The organism is Bacillus sp. R86525, assembly GCF_042466195.1.
GTDB lineage: Bacteria > Bacillota > Bacilli > Bacillales > Bacillaceae_G > Bacillus_A > Bacillus_A nitratireducens.
In genome coordinates this window covers 1,628,711-1,643,341 of the sequence record NZ_JAXHPX010000007.1, presented here as the reverse complement: position 1 = coordinate 1,643,341, position 14,631 = coordinate 1,628,711, and the positions used below count along the sequence as shown (strand labels likewise).

At 37.5% G+C, this 14,631-nt stretch carries 16 protein-coding genes; all 16 read right to left on the bottom strand.

The features are described from left to right. Window positions 1–11: 11 nt before the first annotated feature. The gene (gene hslU / locus SJY24_RS11145; RefSeq protein ID WP_000550070.1) at window positions 12–1,403 is read right to left on the bottom strand and encodes an ATP-dependent protease ATPase subunit HslU; all 1,392 of its coding nucleotides are present in this window, start codon (window positions 1,401–1,403) and stop codon (window positions 12–14) included. 22 nt (window positions 1,404–1,425) lie between these two features. Next, window positions 1,426–1,968 carry an ATP-dependent protease proteolytic subunit HslV gene (hslV, locus tag SJY24_RS11140; protein WP_000526270.1) on the bottom strand — a complete coding sequence of 181 codons (543 nt, stop codon included), beginning with the start codon at window positions 1,966–1,968 and terminating at the stop codon, window positions 1,426–1,428. A 42-nt stretch (window positions 1,969–2,010) separates the two neighbouring features. After that, window positions 2,011–2,910: a tyrosine recombinase XerC gene (gene xerC, locus SJY24_RS11135; RefSeq protein ID WP_377864651.1), complete on the bottom strand. Its 900-nt coding sequence runs from the start codon at window positions 2,908–2,910 to the stop codon at window positions 2,011–2,013. 65 nt (window positions 2,911–2,975) lie between these two features. After that, the gene (trmFO, locus tag SJY24_RS11130) at window positions 2,976–4,280 is read right to left on the bottom strand and encodes an FADH(2)-oxidizing methylenetetrahydrofolate--tRNA-(uracil(54)-C(5))-methyltransferase TrmFO (RefSeq protein ID WP_377864650.1); all 1,305 of its coding nucleotides are present in this window, start codon (window positions 4,278–4,280) and stop codon (window positions 2,976–2,978) included. A gap of 48 nt (window positions 4,281–4,328) precedes the next feature. Next, window positions 4,329–6,407, bottom strand: coding sequence for a type I DNA topoisomerase (topA, locus tag SJY24_RS11125; RefSeq protein ID WP_377864649.1), 2,079 nt, complete (start codon window positions 6,405–6,407; stop codon window positions 4,329–4,331). A 144-nt stretch (window positions 6,408–6,551) separates the two neighbouring features. Next, window positions 6,552–7,421 carry a DNA-processing protein DprA gene (dprA, locus tag SJY24_RS11120; RefSeq protein WP_377864648.1) on the bottom strand — a complete coding sequence of 290 codons (870 nt, stop codon included), beginning with the start codon at window positions 7,419–7,421 and terminating at the stop codon, window positions 6,552–6,554. An 88-nt stretch (window positions 7,422–7,509) separates the two neighbouring features. Further along, complete coding sequence (sucD, locus tag SJY24_RS11115; RefSeq protein WP_000115185.1) at window positions 7,510–8,412, bottom strand: succinate--CoA ligase subunit alpha; 903 nt, start codon at window positions 8,410–8,412, stop codon at window positions 7,510–7,512. A gap of 19 nt (window positions 8,413–8,431) precedes the next feature. Then, on the bottom strand, window positions 8,432–9,592 hold the full coding sequence (gene sucC, locus SJY24_RS11110) for an ADP-forming succinate--CoA ligase subunit beta (RefSeq protein WP_098500633.1): 1,161 nt from the start codon (window positions 9,590–9,592) through the stop codon (window positions 8,432–8,434). 200 nt (window positions 9,593–9,792) lie between these two features. After that, window positions 9,793–10,560, bottom strand: a complete 768-nt coding sequence (locus SJY24_RS11105; protein WP_098500632.1) for a ribonuclease HII — start codon at window positions 10,558–10,560, stop codon at window positions 9,793–9,795. 56 nt (window positions 10,561–10,616) lie between these two features. Beyond that, window positions 10,617–11,507: a ribosome biogenesis GTPase YlqF gene (ylqF, locus tag SJY24_RS11100; protein WP_001007645.1), complete on the bottom strand. Its 891-nt coding sequence runs from the start codon at window positions 11,505–11,507 to the stop codon at window positions 10,617–10,619. A 20-nt stretch (window positions 11,508–11,527) separates the two neighbouring features. Beyond that, window positions 11,528–12,079: a signal peptidase I gene (gene lepB / locus SJY24_RS11095; RefSeq protein ID WP_000711850.1), complete on the bottom strand. Its 552-nt coding sequence runs from the start codon at window positions 12,077–12,079 to the stop codon at window positions 11,528–11,530. A gap of 101 nt (window positions 12,080–12,180) precedes the next feature. After that, the gene (gene rplS, locus SJY24_RS11090; RefSeq protein ID WP_001186517.1) at window positions 12,181–12,525 is read right to left on the bottom strand and encodes a 50S ribosomal protein L19; all 345 of its coding nucleotides are present in this window, start codon (window positions 12,523–12,525) and stop codon (window positions 12,181–12,183) included. A 146-nt stretch (window positions 12,526–12,671) separates the two neighbouring features. Continuing rightward, the gene (trmD, locus tag SJY24_RS11085; protein WP_000686893.1) at window positions 12,672–13,406 is read right to left on the bottom strand and encodes a tRNA (guanosine(37)-N1)-methyltransferase TrmD; all 735 of its coding nucleotides are present in this window, start codon (window positions 13,404–13,406) and stop codon (window positions 12,672–12,674) included. Next, a complete protein-coding gene (rimM, locus tag SJY24_RS11080) occupies window positions 13,406–13,921 on the bottom strand; it encodes a ribosome maturation factor RimM (protein ID WP_377864647.1) in 516 nt (171 codons plus the stop codon). Before rimM ends, trmD begins: the two co-directional genes overlap by 1 nt. A 121-nt stretch (window positions 13,922–14,042) precedes the next feature. After that, the gene (locus tag SJY24_RS11075; protein ID WP_000737392.1) at window positions 14,043–14,270 is read right to left on the bottom strand and encodes a KH domain-containing protein; all 228 of its coding nucleotides are present in this window, start codon (window positions 14,268–14,270) and stop codon (window positions 14,043–14,045) included. A 14-nt stretch (window positions 14,271–14,284) separates the two neighbouring features. Further along, a complete protein-coding gene (rpsP, locus tag SJY24_RS11070) occupies window positions 14,285–14,557 on the bottom strand; it encodes a 30S ribosomal protein S16 (protein ID WP_000268750.1) in 273 nt (90 codons plus the stop codon). Window positions 14,558–14,631: the final 74 nt, after the last annotated feature.

Below are 14,631 nucleotides of genomic sequence, written 5' to 3'. Positions count from 1 at the left end.
TGATGACACAATTACAAAATAAACTGGCTCACATCTTTATTTTTAGCAATCGTTGCTAATTTCTCCTCAACGTATTGAGGTGTTATCGTTATTTTCTCTAACGTTATTTCAGATGCTTCAAACGATAAATCTTCAAGGAGCTTCTCCATAATCGTATGAAGTCTTCTTGCTCCAATATTATCTGTATCCTGATTAACTTGATAAGCAATCTCAGCAATCTTACGAATAGCTTCGTCTGAAAATTCAATTTCTATACCTTCAGTCGCTAATAAAGCCATATATTGTTTAATTAACGCATTGTCAGGCTCGATTAATATTTTAACAAAATCATCTGTCGATAATTTTGTTAATTCTACTCGAATCGGAAATCTCCCTTGCAGTTCCGGAATTAAATCCGACGGTTTAGACATATGAAACGCTCCAGCTGCAACGAATAAAATATAATCCGTTTTTACTGATCCGTATTTTGTCGCGACATTTGACCCTTCTACAATCGGCAGAATGTCACGTTGCACACCTTCACGTGATACATCTACGCTATTCGACTGCTTACCAGCAATTTTGTCAATTTCATCGATAAAAATAATCCCGAGCTGTTCAGCACGATAAACAGCCTCTTGTGTAACTTCATCCATATCAATTAAGCGCTGTGCTTCCTCATTTGTCAAGAGTTTTCTTGCTTCTTTTACAGAAAGTTTACGTTTTTTTGTTTTTTTCGGCATAAAACTTCCTAATGCATCTTGGAAATTCATTCCCATTTGTTCCATGCCAGTTCCTTGTAGCATATCGAACATGGAAGACTGTTGCTCAGTCACTTCAATCGATACAATTTCATCTTCAAGAAGTCCTGCAGCAAGCTTTCTTTCCACGTCTTGACGTTTCTTTTCGATTTCAACATCTTCCTGTGCATCAGATGTTTGATTCGAATTTTGAGCACCGCCAAATAGCATTTCTAATGGATTTTTAAATCCAGATTGTTTCTCCGGACTCGGCACTAAAATTTCAACAAGACGTTGGTTCGCTTGTTCTTCTGCTTTGTCTTGCACTTTAATTACCATTTCTTCTTTCACGATACGAACTGACGTTTCCACAAGGTCACGTACCATCGATTCTACATCTCTACCTACATATCCAACTTCTGTAAATTTCGTAGCTTCAACCTTAATAAAAGGTGCTCCAACGAGTTTCGCCATTCGTCGTGCTACCTCTGTTTTACCAACACCTGTCGGTCCAATCATTAAAATATTTTTAGGCGCAATTTCATCACGTAGATTTTCAGCTAATTTACTTCGACGATATCGATTTCTTAAAGCTACAGCAACCGCTTTCTTCGCATCTTTTTGACCGATAATGTATTGATCTAATTTTTCCACAATTTGACGCGGAGTAAAATGTAAATGCATATAAAATGCCTCCCTTACGATTCTACAATTCTTCCACAATTATATTGTGGTTCGTATAAACACAAATATCGCCAGCAATGTCTAAACTCGCTTTCGCAATTTCCTTCGCTGTTAAATGTTCACTTGCATATTGCTTTAAAGCACGACCTGCAGAAAGCGCATAATTCCCGCCAGATCCAATTGCTAAAATACCATCATCCGGTTCAATCACTTCTCCTGTACCTGAAACAAGAAGCATAGTTGTTTTATCCATGACAATGAGCATCGCTTCTAGCTGACGTAACATTTTGTCGCCACGCCATTGTTTTGCCATCTCAACTGCAGCACGCTGCAAATTGCCATTGTACTCTTCTAATTTTCCTTCAAACATTTCAAAAAGAGTAAATGCATCTGCAACTGAACCTGCAAAACCAGCTAAAACTTTCCCTTGGAAAAGTTTGCGAACTTTGCGAGCTGTATGCTTCATTACAACAGCATTTCCCATCGTCACCTGACCATCTCCAGCCATTGCACATTCTCCATTATGATGAACTGCAAATATCGTTGTAGCGTGGAAATTTCCCATAGAAAAAACTCCTTTATATGTTTTTATAGCTCTTAAAGCAATTTATGCCCGTGGGTGATGCTTCATGTAAACAGAACGCAATCTTTCTTTAGAGACATGCGTATAAATTTGTGTCGTAGACAAATTTTCATGACCTAATAGCTCCTGTACAGTACGTAAATCCGCTCCTTCATCCAACATATGTGTAGCAAATGTATGCCTTAACATATGGGGACTTATCCGCATTGTAAGCGAAGCCTTCTTAATGAGTTCGTTTAAAACATAACGTACACCCCGATCTGTTAACGGCGTACCTTTCGCATTTAAAAATACCATATGAGAGTGTTCTTCAGTCTTTTGAACTAACTGTTTTCTCCCGTTCTCGATATAAGTAATTAAAGCATCTTGTGCATAGCTTCCGAACGGAATATATCTTTGTTTTTTCCCTTTTCCCATCACTAAAATTGTTCCTACCGCAAAGTCAATGTCAGTAAGCTGTATGTTAACGCATTCACTTACACGAATCCCAGTTGCATACATTAGCTCTAACAAAGCTTGATTCCTTTGACCTAGTGGCGTCTCTGTATCAGAAACTTCAAATAATTCCTCTAACTCTTCAGCATATAAAAACTTTGGGATGGACAATTCTTTCTTGGGGAGTGACGCAAGTGCAAACGGATTATCTTTTTGATAACCTTCACGCATCAAAAAACGATATAAACTTCGTAAGCTTGATACTTTTCTTGCGACAGATTTACGGGCTAACTTTTCATCGTGCAACGTCGTCAAGTATAAACGAACATCCGCGTATGTAACATCTAAAAAAGAGGATATGCCTTCTCGCTCCATAAATTGCACAAAATGTTCTAAATCATTTTGATAACTTGCAATTGTATATTTTGAATAATTTCTTTCAATTTGTAAATATCCTACGAATAATTGTAACAATTTCTTCACATTCACATAACTCACCTCAATAAAGGCTACTAAATCGTATCACAACTCAGTAGCCTTTGCAAGAAATTTAACTAAATATTTACAAAATTTTGAATTGTTTCTAAAGCGCGTGTAGCATACGCTTCATTTCGCTCTTGTTTCTTTTTAATTTTCTTCTCTAACGGTGCAAATAGACCGAAGTTTGCATTCATTGGTTGGAAGTTTTTCGCATTAGTCGCTGTAATATAATTTGCCATACTTCCCATCGCCGTTACAGATGGTAGTACAACTGGCTCTTCACCTTTTACAAGTCGAGCAGCGTTAATACCTGCCAATAATCCTGATGCTGCTGATTCAACATATCCCTCTACTCCAGTCATTTGACCGGCGAAGAATAAATCATCGCGTTGTTTATATTGATATGTTGGACGAAGTAAGTTAGGCGAATTAATAAACGTATTACGATGCATTACACCATAACGTACAATTTCTGCGTTTTCTAGTCCTGGAATTAGCTGTAATACTTCTTTTTGTGGCCCCCACTTTAAATGTGTTTGGAAGCCTACAATATTGTATAACGTTCCTGCTGCATCATCTTGACGTAGCTGAACAACTGCATATGGTGTTTTTCCTGTTTTCGGATCTTCTAATCCAACAGGTTTCATCGGTCCAAATACTAACGTCTGTCTTCCTCTACTCGCCATAACTTCTACTGGCATACAACCTTCAAAGAAAATTTCTTTTTCAAATTCTTTTAAAGGCACTGTCTCAGCAGCAATTAACGCTTCATAAAAGCGATTAAACTCTTCTTCTGTCATTGGACAGTTTAAATATGCAGCTTCACCTTTATCATAACGAGATTTTAAATATACTTTATTCATATCAATGCTGTCTTTCTCAACAATTGGTGCTGCAGCATCATAGAAATAAAAATAATCTTCACCTGTTAATTCTTTTAATTGTGCAGCAAGATCAGGAGACGTAAGTGGACCTGTCGCGATAACAGTTGGTCCTTCTGGAATTTCAGTGATTTCTTCATTCATCACAGTTACGTTTGGATGATTTTTCACATACTCAGTTACCTTTGCCGCAAATTCATGACGATCTACAGCTAAAGCTCCTCCTGCTGGTACAGAGCACTCATCAGCTGCACGAATAATAACAGAGTCCATTAGGCGCATCTCTTCTTTAATAACACCAACAGCATTTGTTAATGTGTTCGCGCGAAGCGAGTTACTGCATACTAGCTCTGCAAATTTATCTGTGTGATGAGCTGGCGTTTGCCTTACTGGTCTCATTTCATATAATCTTACTTGGACACCACGTTTTGCAATTTGGTAAGCTGCTTCGCTTCCTGCAAGACCTGCGCCAATGACGTTTACTACTTGTGTTGTCATATATATCACCTTTCCTTTTCTTCCCGAAAAAAATGTGAGCAGTTACGCTCACATTTGTTGTTCTTCTTCATAATCACACGAAATACATTGTACTTGCACGCCTTTTTTCAACTTCTTCTCTACAAGCATACCTTCGCACTTCGGACATTTACGGCCAATTGGCTTATCCCAAGATACAAAGTCACACTCTGGATACGTACCGCACCCATAGAAAAGACGTTTCTTTTTATTACTACGGCGTTCAATAATTTGCCCTTTATCACACTTCGGACAAGTAACACCGATTTCTTTCACAATCGGCTTTGTATTACGACAATCAGGGAAATTCGAACATGCCATAAACTTCCCGTATTTACCCATTTTAAAGACCATTGGGTGCTCACATAATTCACAGTCTTCCCCAGCTGGTTCATCTTTAATTTCCACTTCACGCATTTCTTTTTCCGCTTTCTCTAAGCGCGGTTCAAATCCTACGTAGAAATCATCAACAATTTTCACCCAATTCGCATTTCCTTCTTCTACTTCATCAAGGCTTTGCTCCATATTGGCAGTAAATTCAATGTTAATAATTTCCGGGAAAAACTCTAAAATAAGTTCGATTACTATTCCACCAAGTTCAGTCGGAACGAAGCGTTTATTATCTAAACCAACGTATCCACGTTTTTGAATCGTTTCAAGTGTCGGTACATATGTAGATGGTCTCCCAATTCCAAGTTCCTCAAGTGTTCTTACTAGACGAGCCTCTGTATAACGCGGCGGAGGTTGTGTGTAATGTTGCTTCGGTTCTATATCTTTTGAAAATACAGTTTCCCCTACTTCTAAAGGTGGCAACATTTTATCTTTTTCTTCCGCACCATCATCTTTCGACTCCACATACACTTTCATAAATCCTGGGAACTTTACAACCGATCCACTTGCACGGAACTGAACATTGTTATTAATGAGTCTCGCTGTAACAGTATCCATTATAGCAGATGCCATTTGACTTGCAACAAATCGCTCCCAAATCAGTTTATACAAACGTAATTGATCACGACCTAAGAAACTTTTTAGTTCCTCTGGCTTTCTCATTACCGAAGTAGGACGAATCGCCTCATGCGCATCTTGTGCATTCGACTTTTTCGTTTCTTTCTTCTTCTCTGTCCCTATGTATTCCGCACCAAACGACTCTGTAATATAAGCACGAGCCTCTGTTTGAGCTGTTTCTGAGATCCTTGTTGAATCGGTTCTCATATACGTAATAAGACCTACAGTCCCTTGCTTTCCAAGATCTATCCCTTCATACAATTGCTGCGCAAGCATCATTGTTTTCTTTGCTCGCATATTTAATTTACGTGCGGCTTCTTGTTGCAAGGAAGATGTTGTAAACGGTAATGCCGGATTACGCTTTCGCTCTTTTCGCGTTACATTTTCAACTGAAAACGCATTATCTTTCATCTTTTCGATTATTTCGTTCACTTGTTCTTCGTTCGTTAATTGAACTTTTTCACCATCTACACCGTAAAAGCTTGCTTCAAATGTGTCTTTACCTTTCACAAATTCTGTTTTAATTGTCCAGAACTCTTCAGGTTCAAAGTTTTGAATTTCTCTTTCACGTTCGATAATTAAACGAACTGCTACAGATTGTACACGTCCTGCACTTAATCCTTTTTTTACTTTCTTCCATAATAAAGGACTAATATTGTAACCAACAAGACGATCGAGTATACGCCTTGCTTGTTGCGCATCTACTAAATCCATATTAATTGCCCGAGGATGTTTAAATGATTCTTTTATTGCATCTTTTGTAATCTCATTAAATACCACTCGACAATCTGATTCAACGTCCACATTTAACGTATTCGCTAAATGCCAAGCAATTGCTTCCCCTTCGCGGTCTGGATCGGCCGCGAGATAGACTTTCTTTGCTTTTTTTGCCGCTGATTTTAAATCTTTTAAAACGGGACCTTTACCACGAATGGTAATATACTTCGGGGTGAAGTTATTCTTTACTTCTATCCCCATTTGGCTTTTAGGTAAATCGCGAACATGTCCCATGGACGCAACGACTTTGTATTTTTTCCCTAAATATTTCTCAATGGTCTTCGCCTTAGAAGGCGACTCCACGATTACGAGGTAATCTGACATGCTAGTGCCTCCTTAAGAGGTGGATTCAAGTCTTCATCAATCTTATTGATTTCTCTTGTTTTTGTCAATCAAGAATGAATATACCATACAGCGCCTATCTACCATTTGTCAATAATTGTTTAATAAAAACATAAAAATATAAGGTTAATTTAAAATCTCTTCCAAGATATCTTCTGCATTTCTTACTAGTTTTGCTCCTTGTTGAATCAGATGATTCGTTCCTGATGCACTATCTATAAATATTGGTCCAGGAAGGGCAAATACCTCTCTATTTTGCTCTAATGCAAGGTCTGCAGTAATAAGTGATCCACTTCTCGATTTTGCTTCTACAACTAAAACCCCTTTACTTATCCCACTAATAATTCGATTTCTTTTTGGAAAATACCATTTTTTCGGTGCATAATGCGGAGGATACTCTGTCAATAACAATATATAGTCTTTCCACATGTCATATAAACGTCTATTCTCTTTCGGATACATATAAGATAACCCATGTCCTAAGATTGCAATAGTCGGGCAATGCTGACTTACTGTAACTTCGTGAGCAATTGTATCTATCCCTCTTGCAAACCCACTAACAATAAGCCATTCCTTTTCAAGTAAAGGGTGTAAAATAAATTTCATACTCTTCTTTCCGTATAAAGACGGATCTCTCGTCCCAACAATCGCTAATTTATTTACTTTACTAAGAAAATCCCTCTCCCCTTTTCCATATAAAACAAAAGGGGGATCTTGTATTTCTCGCAATAATTTTGGATAATCCTCATCCCATATAGTCATATAAAACATTCGATTTTTTTCTAAATAGGAGATATATTGTGGGAGACTTGCATTCTGAAGAAAATTTACTAGTTCTGAAGATTTTTTCGAGGATATTCCAGCGTAATATTCAAATTGCTTTACACTAAAAGTGTACATCCTATTCAATTCCGGATCAACATATAGTATCCTCTCCATCGCTTTCCAATGATCCGCCAACACGTAATGTAGGTGCAATAATCGTTCTCTTTTCATCTTAATTCTCCTTACCCATAATTTTTATTATGTAAACAGGAAAAGTGTAAAAAGACACCCTCAAACAAGAAGGTGTCTTTCAAAAAGATTAATAGTTTTTACAAGTTTCAAATAATCCCTTTTCTTTTAAAACAGAGATTAATGTTTCACCCATAACAGCTGGCGTTTCAGCTACTTTAATACCACAAGCTTCCATTGTTTTAATCTTTTCCGCAGCAGTTCCTTTACCGCCAGAAATGATTGCACCAGCATGGCCCATACGTTTGCCTTCAGGCGCAGTTTGGCCACCAATGAAGCCGACAACTGGTTTTGTCATATTAGCTTTTACCCACTCAGCTGCTTCTTCTTCTGCCGTACCGCCGATTTCACCAATCATAATTACAGCATGTGTTTCTTCATCTTCATTAAATGCTTTTAACGCATCAATAAAGTCTGTACCGTTAACAGGGTCCCCACCGATACCTACAGCAGTAGATTGGCCAATACCTTCTTGTGTTAACTGATGTACAGCTTCATACGTTAATGTACCAGAGCGAGATACGATACCTACATGACCTTTTTTATGAATATATCCTGGCATAATACCAATTTTACATTCATCAGGTGTAATGACACCAGGACAGTTTGGTCCAAGTAAACGTGTATGTTTACCTGCCATATATCTCTTTACATTTACCATATCTAATACAGGGATTCCTTCAGTAATACATACTACTAAATCAATCTTTGCATCAACTGCTTCCATAATTGCATCAGCCGCAAAAGCGGGTGGAACGTATACAACTGAAGCATTTGCGCCTGTTGCTTTCACTGCATCTTCTACAGTATCAAATACTGGTACACCTTCAATATCAGTGCCACCTTTACCTGGCGTTACACCACCGACAATTTTCGTACCGTATTCAATCATTTGTTTTGTATGGAATAATCCTTGAGAACCTGTAATACCTTGAACAATAACTTTTGTATCTTTATTAACTAATACGCTCATTTTTCTCCCCCGCTTTCTATTAGCCCACTAGTGAAACAATTTTTTGTGCACCGTCTGCCATAGATTCTGCTGCAACAATATTTAAGCCAGACTCATTTAAAATCTTCTTACCTAACTCTACGTTTGTACCTTCAAGACGTACAACTAAAGGTAACTCAAGACCCACTTGCTTCGTTGCTTCAATAACACCTTCTGCAATAACATCACACTTCATAATGCCACCAAAAATGTTAACGAAGATACCTTTTACATTTTTGTCAGAAAGGATAATTTTGAATGCTTCTGTAACTTTTTCAGCTGTTGCGCCGCCACCAACATCTAAGAAGTTAGCTGGATCACCATGGTAATGTTTAATGATATCCATTGTAGCCATTGCTAAACCTGCACCATTAACCATACAACCGATATTTCCATCTAAAGGAATGTAGTTTAAGTCATATTTAGAAGCTTCAATTTCTTTTGAATCTTCTTCTTCAAGATCACGAAGTTCTAAAATGTCTTTATGGCGATATAACGCATTAGAATCGAAGTTTAATTTCGCATCTAAAGCCATAACTTTACCGTCACCTGTTGTAACAAGTGGATTAATCTCAGCGATAGAGCAATCTTTTTCGATAAACGCACTATATAAGCCCATCATAAACTTCACAGCTTGTCCTACAAGCTCTTTTGGAATATTGATGTTAAACGCGATTCGACGTGCTTGGAAACCTTGTAAACCTACTGCTGGATCAATATATTCTTTAAAGATTTTTTCAGGTGTTTTTTCTGCTACTTCTTCAATTTCTGTTCCACCTTCTTCAGATGCCATTAAAACAACTTGAGAAGTTGCACGATCTAACACAAGACCTACATAATATTCTTTTTTAATATCGCAACCTTCTTCGATAAGTAAGCGTTTTACTTCCTTACCTTCAGGACCTGTTTGATGCGTCACAAGTGTAGTTCCTAAAATGCTTTCTGCATATGTACGAACTTCTTCTAAATTTTTCGCAACTTTTACTCCGCCAGCTTTGCCGCGTCCACCAGCGTGAATTTGCGCTTTAACTACACATACTTCCGTTCCTAATTCTTTAGCTGCTTCTACAGCTTCTTCTACTGTAAATGCAACCTTCCCGTTCGGAACGCTAACCCCATAGCTTCTAAGGACTGCCTTACCTTGGTACTCATGGATATTCATGGTCCCATCCTCCCCTGTTTTCCTGTTTTACTCGAAAAGTTTTTTAATGTTTAAAAAACATCACATTGCCATTGTATAAGATGATTGGCACGCTGTCTACAATAAAGTGTCAGAAAACTGAAATCGCTTTATTCTTTTTTGAAAATAATAATGTTCATATACCAAAATAAAAAAATAAGCTGTATATTCACAGCTTATTTTTAAATCATATCTTTAATTGGCGCAAATGATTTCCGATGTTCCTCTAACACTCCATGTGATTCAATCGCTTCTAAATGCTGTTTCGTCCCATATCCCATATGTTGTTCAAATCCATATGCAGGATACTTTTTACCTAACTCTTTCATCATACGATCTCTTGTCACTTTCGCAATAATAGATGCAGCTGAAATAGATATACTTTTCGCATCACCTTTAATGATTGATGTTTGCGGAATTGATGTAGGCAACTTCATCGCATCGATTAATAAATATTCTGGTGTACATGATAAATTGGCAATTGCATCTAACATCGCTTGCTTCGTTGCTTGATAAATATTGATTTCATCAATAATTTGTGGTGATACAATTCCAACTCCAATTGCAATTGCATGCTCTTTAATTTCATCATAAAAACGCTCTCGTTTCGCTTCACTCAACTTTTTCGAGTCATTTAACCCTGGAATATAAAACTCTTCTGGAAGGACAACAGCAGCCGTCACAACAGGTCCAGCTAACGGTCCCCGTCCCACTTCATCAATGCCAGCAATGTACATGATTCCTTTTTCACGCAAAGCATGTTCATACTTAGACATTTCTAGAAATTTTTCTTTTTCCTTGTGTGCCAACTCTTTTTGTTTATACCACTTCAAAATTAACTTTTGAACACCTTTTCTCTCGTCTTTCACTAACATTTGAAAACGCTCATCTTCTTCATTTATAATTTCTTGTAGCAAACATTCGGCTTCTTGTATAGTCATTTTTTGCATCTATCTATACTCCTTTTTAAACGTATCCAAAAAGAAAAGACGCACAAACGCACGTCTTATACTTCTTCTACTTTTTCCACATCTTCTACCTGCTCTGCAAACTCTTCTGGTGTTTCAAACGTCATTTTTCCAAGTTTACCACCACGAAGCTCACGAAGTATAAGTTCAGATGTTTTATCATAATCAATCATACCGCCACCCATTAGGCAACCTCTGTTTTTTCCGATTGCATCAAATAACTCCACAATATCTTCTGGAATGTCATTTAAATTATAGCGCTCTTTTAATCGTTCTGGATAATGTTTCTCCATAAAACGTAATGCATAAACAGCTACATCTTGTAGATTTAAAATAGAGTCTTTAATTGCACCAGTCGTAGCTAGACGTAAACCAACTAATTGATCTTCAAATTTAGGCCACAAAATACCTGGTGTATCAAGTAGCTCCATTTCTTTTCCAACTTTAATCCACTGCTGAGCTGTAGTTACTCCAGGACGATCTCCTGTTTTCGCGATATTCTTCTTCGCTAATTTATTAATCAAAGTAGATTTACCAACATTTGGAATACCTACAATTAAAGCACGAATTGCTCTCGGTCTAATACCTTTAGCAACCATTTTATCGAATTTTTCTTTAACAAGGATTTTACAAGCTGCTGCAATTTCTTTCATACCTTGTCCAGCTTGCGCATTAATTGAAATTGCCTTATGGCCCTTTTCTTTAAAATATGCGATCCATTGTTTCGTTAAACGATCATCTGCCATATCCGCCTTATTTAAAACAACCAGCCTTGGTTTATGTGTAATAATTTCATCAATCATCGGATTTCGAGAAGATAAAGGTAATCGAGCATCTACAAGCTCAATTACAACATCGATTAACTTTAATTTTTCTGTTACTTGGCGTCTAGCCTTTGCCATATGTCCTGGGAACCATTGAATTGCCATGTTGCCACCTTCTTTTTCTGTTATTTCACAATACGTGCATCTTTTAACGGCCAATACAACATATTTGCATTACCAATTACTTGGTCCACTGAAATTGTACCAATTGTCCGGCTATCTTTACTAAAACGGCGATTATCACCTAAAACAAATAATTGACCTTCTGGGACAGTTTTCTTTCCAGTCATTTCTTCCAGAGTAAAATCATATGTAAGCGGTCCGTCAGAAATTTGTTTTTTCTGTTTGTCTAAGTACGGCTCCTCATAAGCTTTTCCATTAACGTATAGTTTATCATTACGATATTCGATTTCATCGCCTGGTAGGCCGATAATACGCTTAATATAATCTTTTTCTTCCGTCGCTCGAAATACAATAATATCAAAGCGCTTCGGATCACCTATGTGATAACCTATTTTATTAACAATCATTCGATCACGGTCATGTAAAGTTGGTGACATCGATACACCATCTACGAGAATTGGCGCAAAGAAAAACTGTCTAATAACGCCCGCTAATACAATTGCAATCAAAATTGCTTTGATCCATTCCCAAAGTGAACTCTTTTCTTTCTTCATGCATTTCCCCTCCACAGTTATGTAAGCTGCTCGTATTATATCAAAATTTTATATAGATTGGAAAAAGGGAGCTTGCGCATTTACAAGCTCCCATACATGTCTTATCGAATTTCTTTAATACGTGCTTTTTTACCGCGAAGGTTACGTAAGTAGTATAACTTAGCACGACGTACTTTACCACGGCGAAGTACTTCGATGTTCGCGATTCTTGGCGTGTGAACTGGGAATGTACGCTCAACACCTACGCCGTAAGAAATCTTACGAACTGTGAATGTTTCACTGATTCCGCCACCACGACGTTTGATTACAACACCTTCGAAAAGCTGAATTCTTTCACGAGTTCCCTCAACTACTTTTACGTGTACACGTAAAGTGTCTCCAGGACGGAATGAAGGAAGGTCAGTTTTTAATTGGCCTTTTGTAATTTCTGCGATTAATTGTTGCATATTAAATTCTCTCCTTTAAACAGATGCTCTTATAAAGTCTTAATAAATTACAGCGGAACATCGTTAATACGGCTACTGATTTCAGTAGCACAAATGTTATAATAGCATATTGCTAGGACTGTTGCAACAGAAAATATATCAAGCCCTTATTGGTCTTTTTTAATTTGCTCCAGCCATTTCTCTTCCTGCTTAGATAATTCTCGCTCTTCTAGTAAATCTGGTCTACGCGTATACGTACGACGCAAGGATTCTTTATGACGCCATTCATCAATGTTTTTATGATTTCCTGACATTAATACATCCGGTACCTTCATACCACGAAAATCAGCAGGACGTGTATAATGTGGGTGTTCTAACAAACCTGTGCTAAAAGAATCTTCCACTTGTGACGTTTGATTCCCTAGTACTCCTGGCAGGAGACGTACAACACTATCAGTAATCACCATTGAGGCTAGTTCTCCACCCGTCAACACGTAATCACCAATAGAAATCTCATCTGTTACAAGATGTTCACGAATTCGTTCATCGTACCCTTCATAATGGCCACATACAAAAATAACATGCTCTTCTTCAGCAAGCTCTTCTGCTTTTCTCTGCGTAAAACGCTCTCCTTGTGGACACATTAAGACGATTCTCGGTTTACGGTCTGTTTCCTTCGTTAACTCTTCCACCGCATCAAAGATAGGCTGAGGGGTTAATACCATCCCAGCGCCCCCACCATACGGATAATCATCTACACTATTATGCTTACTAGTTGTATAATCACGGAAATTGACAACACGAAGCTCTACCGCTTCTTTTTCTTGTGCTTTCTTTAAAATTGAAGACCCAAACACACCCGTAAACATATCTGGAAACAATGTTAAAATGTCAATTTTCATTATAGTAACCCTTCCATTACATGAATGGTTACTAATTTATTCTCAATGTTAACTTGAAGCACAACGTCATCAATATAAGGAATTAAAAGATCTTGACCTTTTGGACGTTTAATCACCCATACATCATTCGCACCAGGAGATAAGATCTCTTTGATCGTTCCTAACGCTTCTCCTTCTTCCGTTACAACGTTACAACCAATAATTTCATGATAGTAGTATTCACCTTCAGCTAGTTCGCCTAACTGCTCTTCTGGTACTTTTATTAAAGAACCTTTCAACTTCTCTACTTCATCTACATTGTTGTATCCTTCAAGTGTTAATAAATCAAATGTCTTATGTTGACGATGAGAAGTTACCTTCACTGGAAGATAGTCTGTACCTTTCTCATTACATATGTATAACGTGTTTCCTACTTTATATCGCTCTTCCGGAAAATCAGTACGAGAAATCACACGAATTTCTCCTTTTACGCCATGAGTATTTACAATTTTCCCTACGTTAAACCATTTTGTCATAAATAGTATGTCACCCCTGGTTTCTATATAAATTAAGCATCTCCATTTCATATATGGAACATGCAACTTCTCTTTAAATGTTAAAAAAGGGAGAGGAATTAACTCCTCGCCCTTTTTACGTTTATTGAATTTCCAGTGTTACTTTTTCATCATTATGATGTCCCACTGAATACAAGAGCATTCGAATTGCTTTCGCAACCTTCCCTTGCTTTCCAATGACTTTTCCAACATCCTCAGGATGTACAGTTAATCGATACTTTATCTCTCCGTTGCAAAGTTCCTGTGTAACTTTTACATCTTCAGGATGATCGACAAGAGGCTTGACAATCGTCTCGACTAACTTCTTCATAGTCATTGCCTCAATTACTTACCTTGTTTAGATAAGTGGAATTTCTCCATGATACCTTGGTTAGAGAATAGGTTACGAACTGTATCAGACGGTTTAGCACCGTTTCCTAACCATTTTAATGCTGCTTCTTCGTTGATCTTAACTTCAGCTGGTTGAGCAACCGGATTGTAAGTACCGATTTCCTCAATGAAACGTCCGTCACGAGGAGAACGAGAATCTGCAACAACTACACGATAGAAAGGAGTTTTTTTAGCTCCCATACGTTTTAAACGAATTTTAACTGCCATTTATAAAGCACCTCCGAATTTATTTCACACAGATAATTATATTAGCAAAAAGACTATTGCTTTGTAAAGTATTT

Bases quoted from the DNA above. Each gene is read 5' to 3' on its own strand.
- hslU (WP_000550070.1), bottom strand. From the start codon at position 1,403: ATGCATTTACATTTTACTCCGCGTCAAATTGTGGAAAAATTAGATCAA.
- hslV (WP_000526270.1), bottom strand. From the start codon at position 1,968: ATGGGAAATTTCCACGCTACAACGATATTTGCAGTTCATCATAATGGA.
- trmFO (WP_377864650.1), bottom strand. From the start codon at position 4,280: ATGACAACACAAGTAGTAAACGTCATTGGCGCAGGTCTTGCAGGAAGC.
- topA (WP_377864649.1), bottom strand. From the start codon at position 6,407: ATGTCAGATTACCTCGTAATCGTGGAGTCGCCTTCTAAGGCGAAGACC.
- dprA (WP_377864648.1), bottom strand. From the start codon at position 7,421: ATGAAAAGAGAACGATTATTGCACCTACATTACGTGTTGGCGGATCAT.
- sucD (WP_000115185.1), bottom strand. From the start codon at position 8,412: ATGAGCGTATTAGTTAATAAAGATACAAAAGTTATTGTTCAAGGTATT.
- sucC (WP_098500633.1), bottom strand. From the start codon at position 9,592: ATGAATATCCATGAGTACCAAGGTAAGGCAGTCCTTAGAAGCTATGGG.
- SJY24_RS11105 (WP_098500632.1), bottom strand. From the start codon at position 10,560: ATGCAAAAAATGACTATACAAGAAGCCGAATGTTTGCTACAAGAAATT.
- ylqF (WP_001007645.1), bottom strand. From the start codon at position 11,507: ATGGCAATTCAATGGTTCCCAGGACATATGGCAAAGGCTAGACGCCAA.
- lepB (WP_000711850.1), bottom strand. From the start codon at position 12,079: ATGAAGAAAGAAAAGAGTTCACTTTGGGAATGGATCAAAGCAATTTTG.
- rplS (WP_001186517.1), bottom strand. From the start codon at position 12,525: ATGCAACAATTAATCGCAGAAATTACAAAAGGCCAATTAAAAACTGAC.
- trmD (WP_000686893.1), bottom strand. From the start codon at position 13,406: ATGAAAATTGACATTTTAACATTGTTTCCAGATATGTTTACGGGTGTG.
- rimM (WP_377864647.1), bottom strand. From the start codon at position 13,921: ATGACAAAATGGTTTAACGTAGGGAAAATTGTAAATACTCATGGCGTA.
- SJY24_RS11075 (WP_000737392.1), bottom strand. From the start codon at position 14,270: ATGAAGAAGTTAGTCGAGACGATTGTCAAGCCTCTTGTCGATCATCCT.
- rpsP (WP_000268750.1), bottom strand. From the start codon at position 14,557: ATGGCAGTTAAAATTCGTTTAAAACGTATGGGAGCTAAAAAAACTCCT.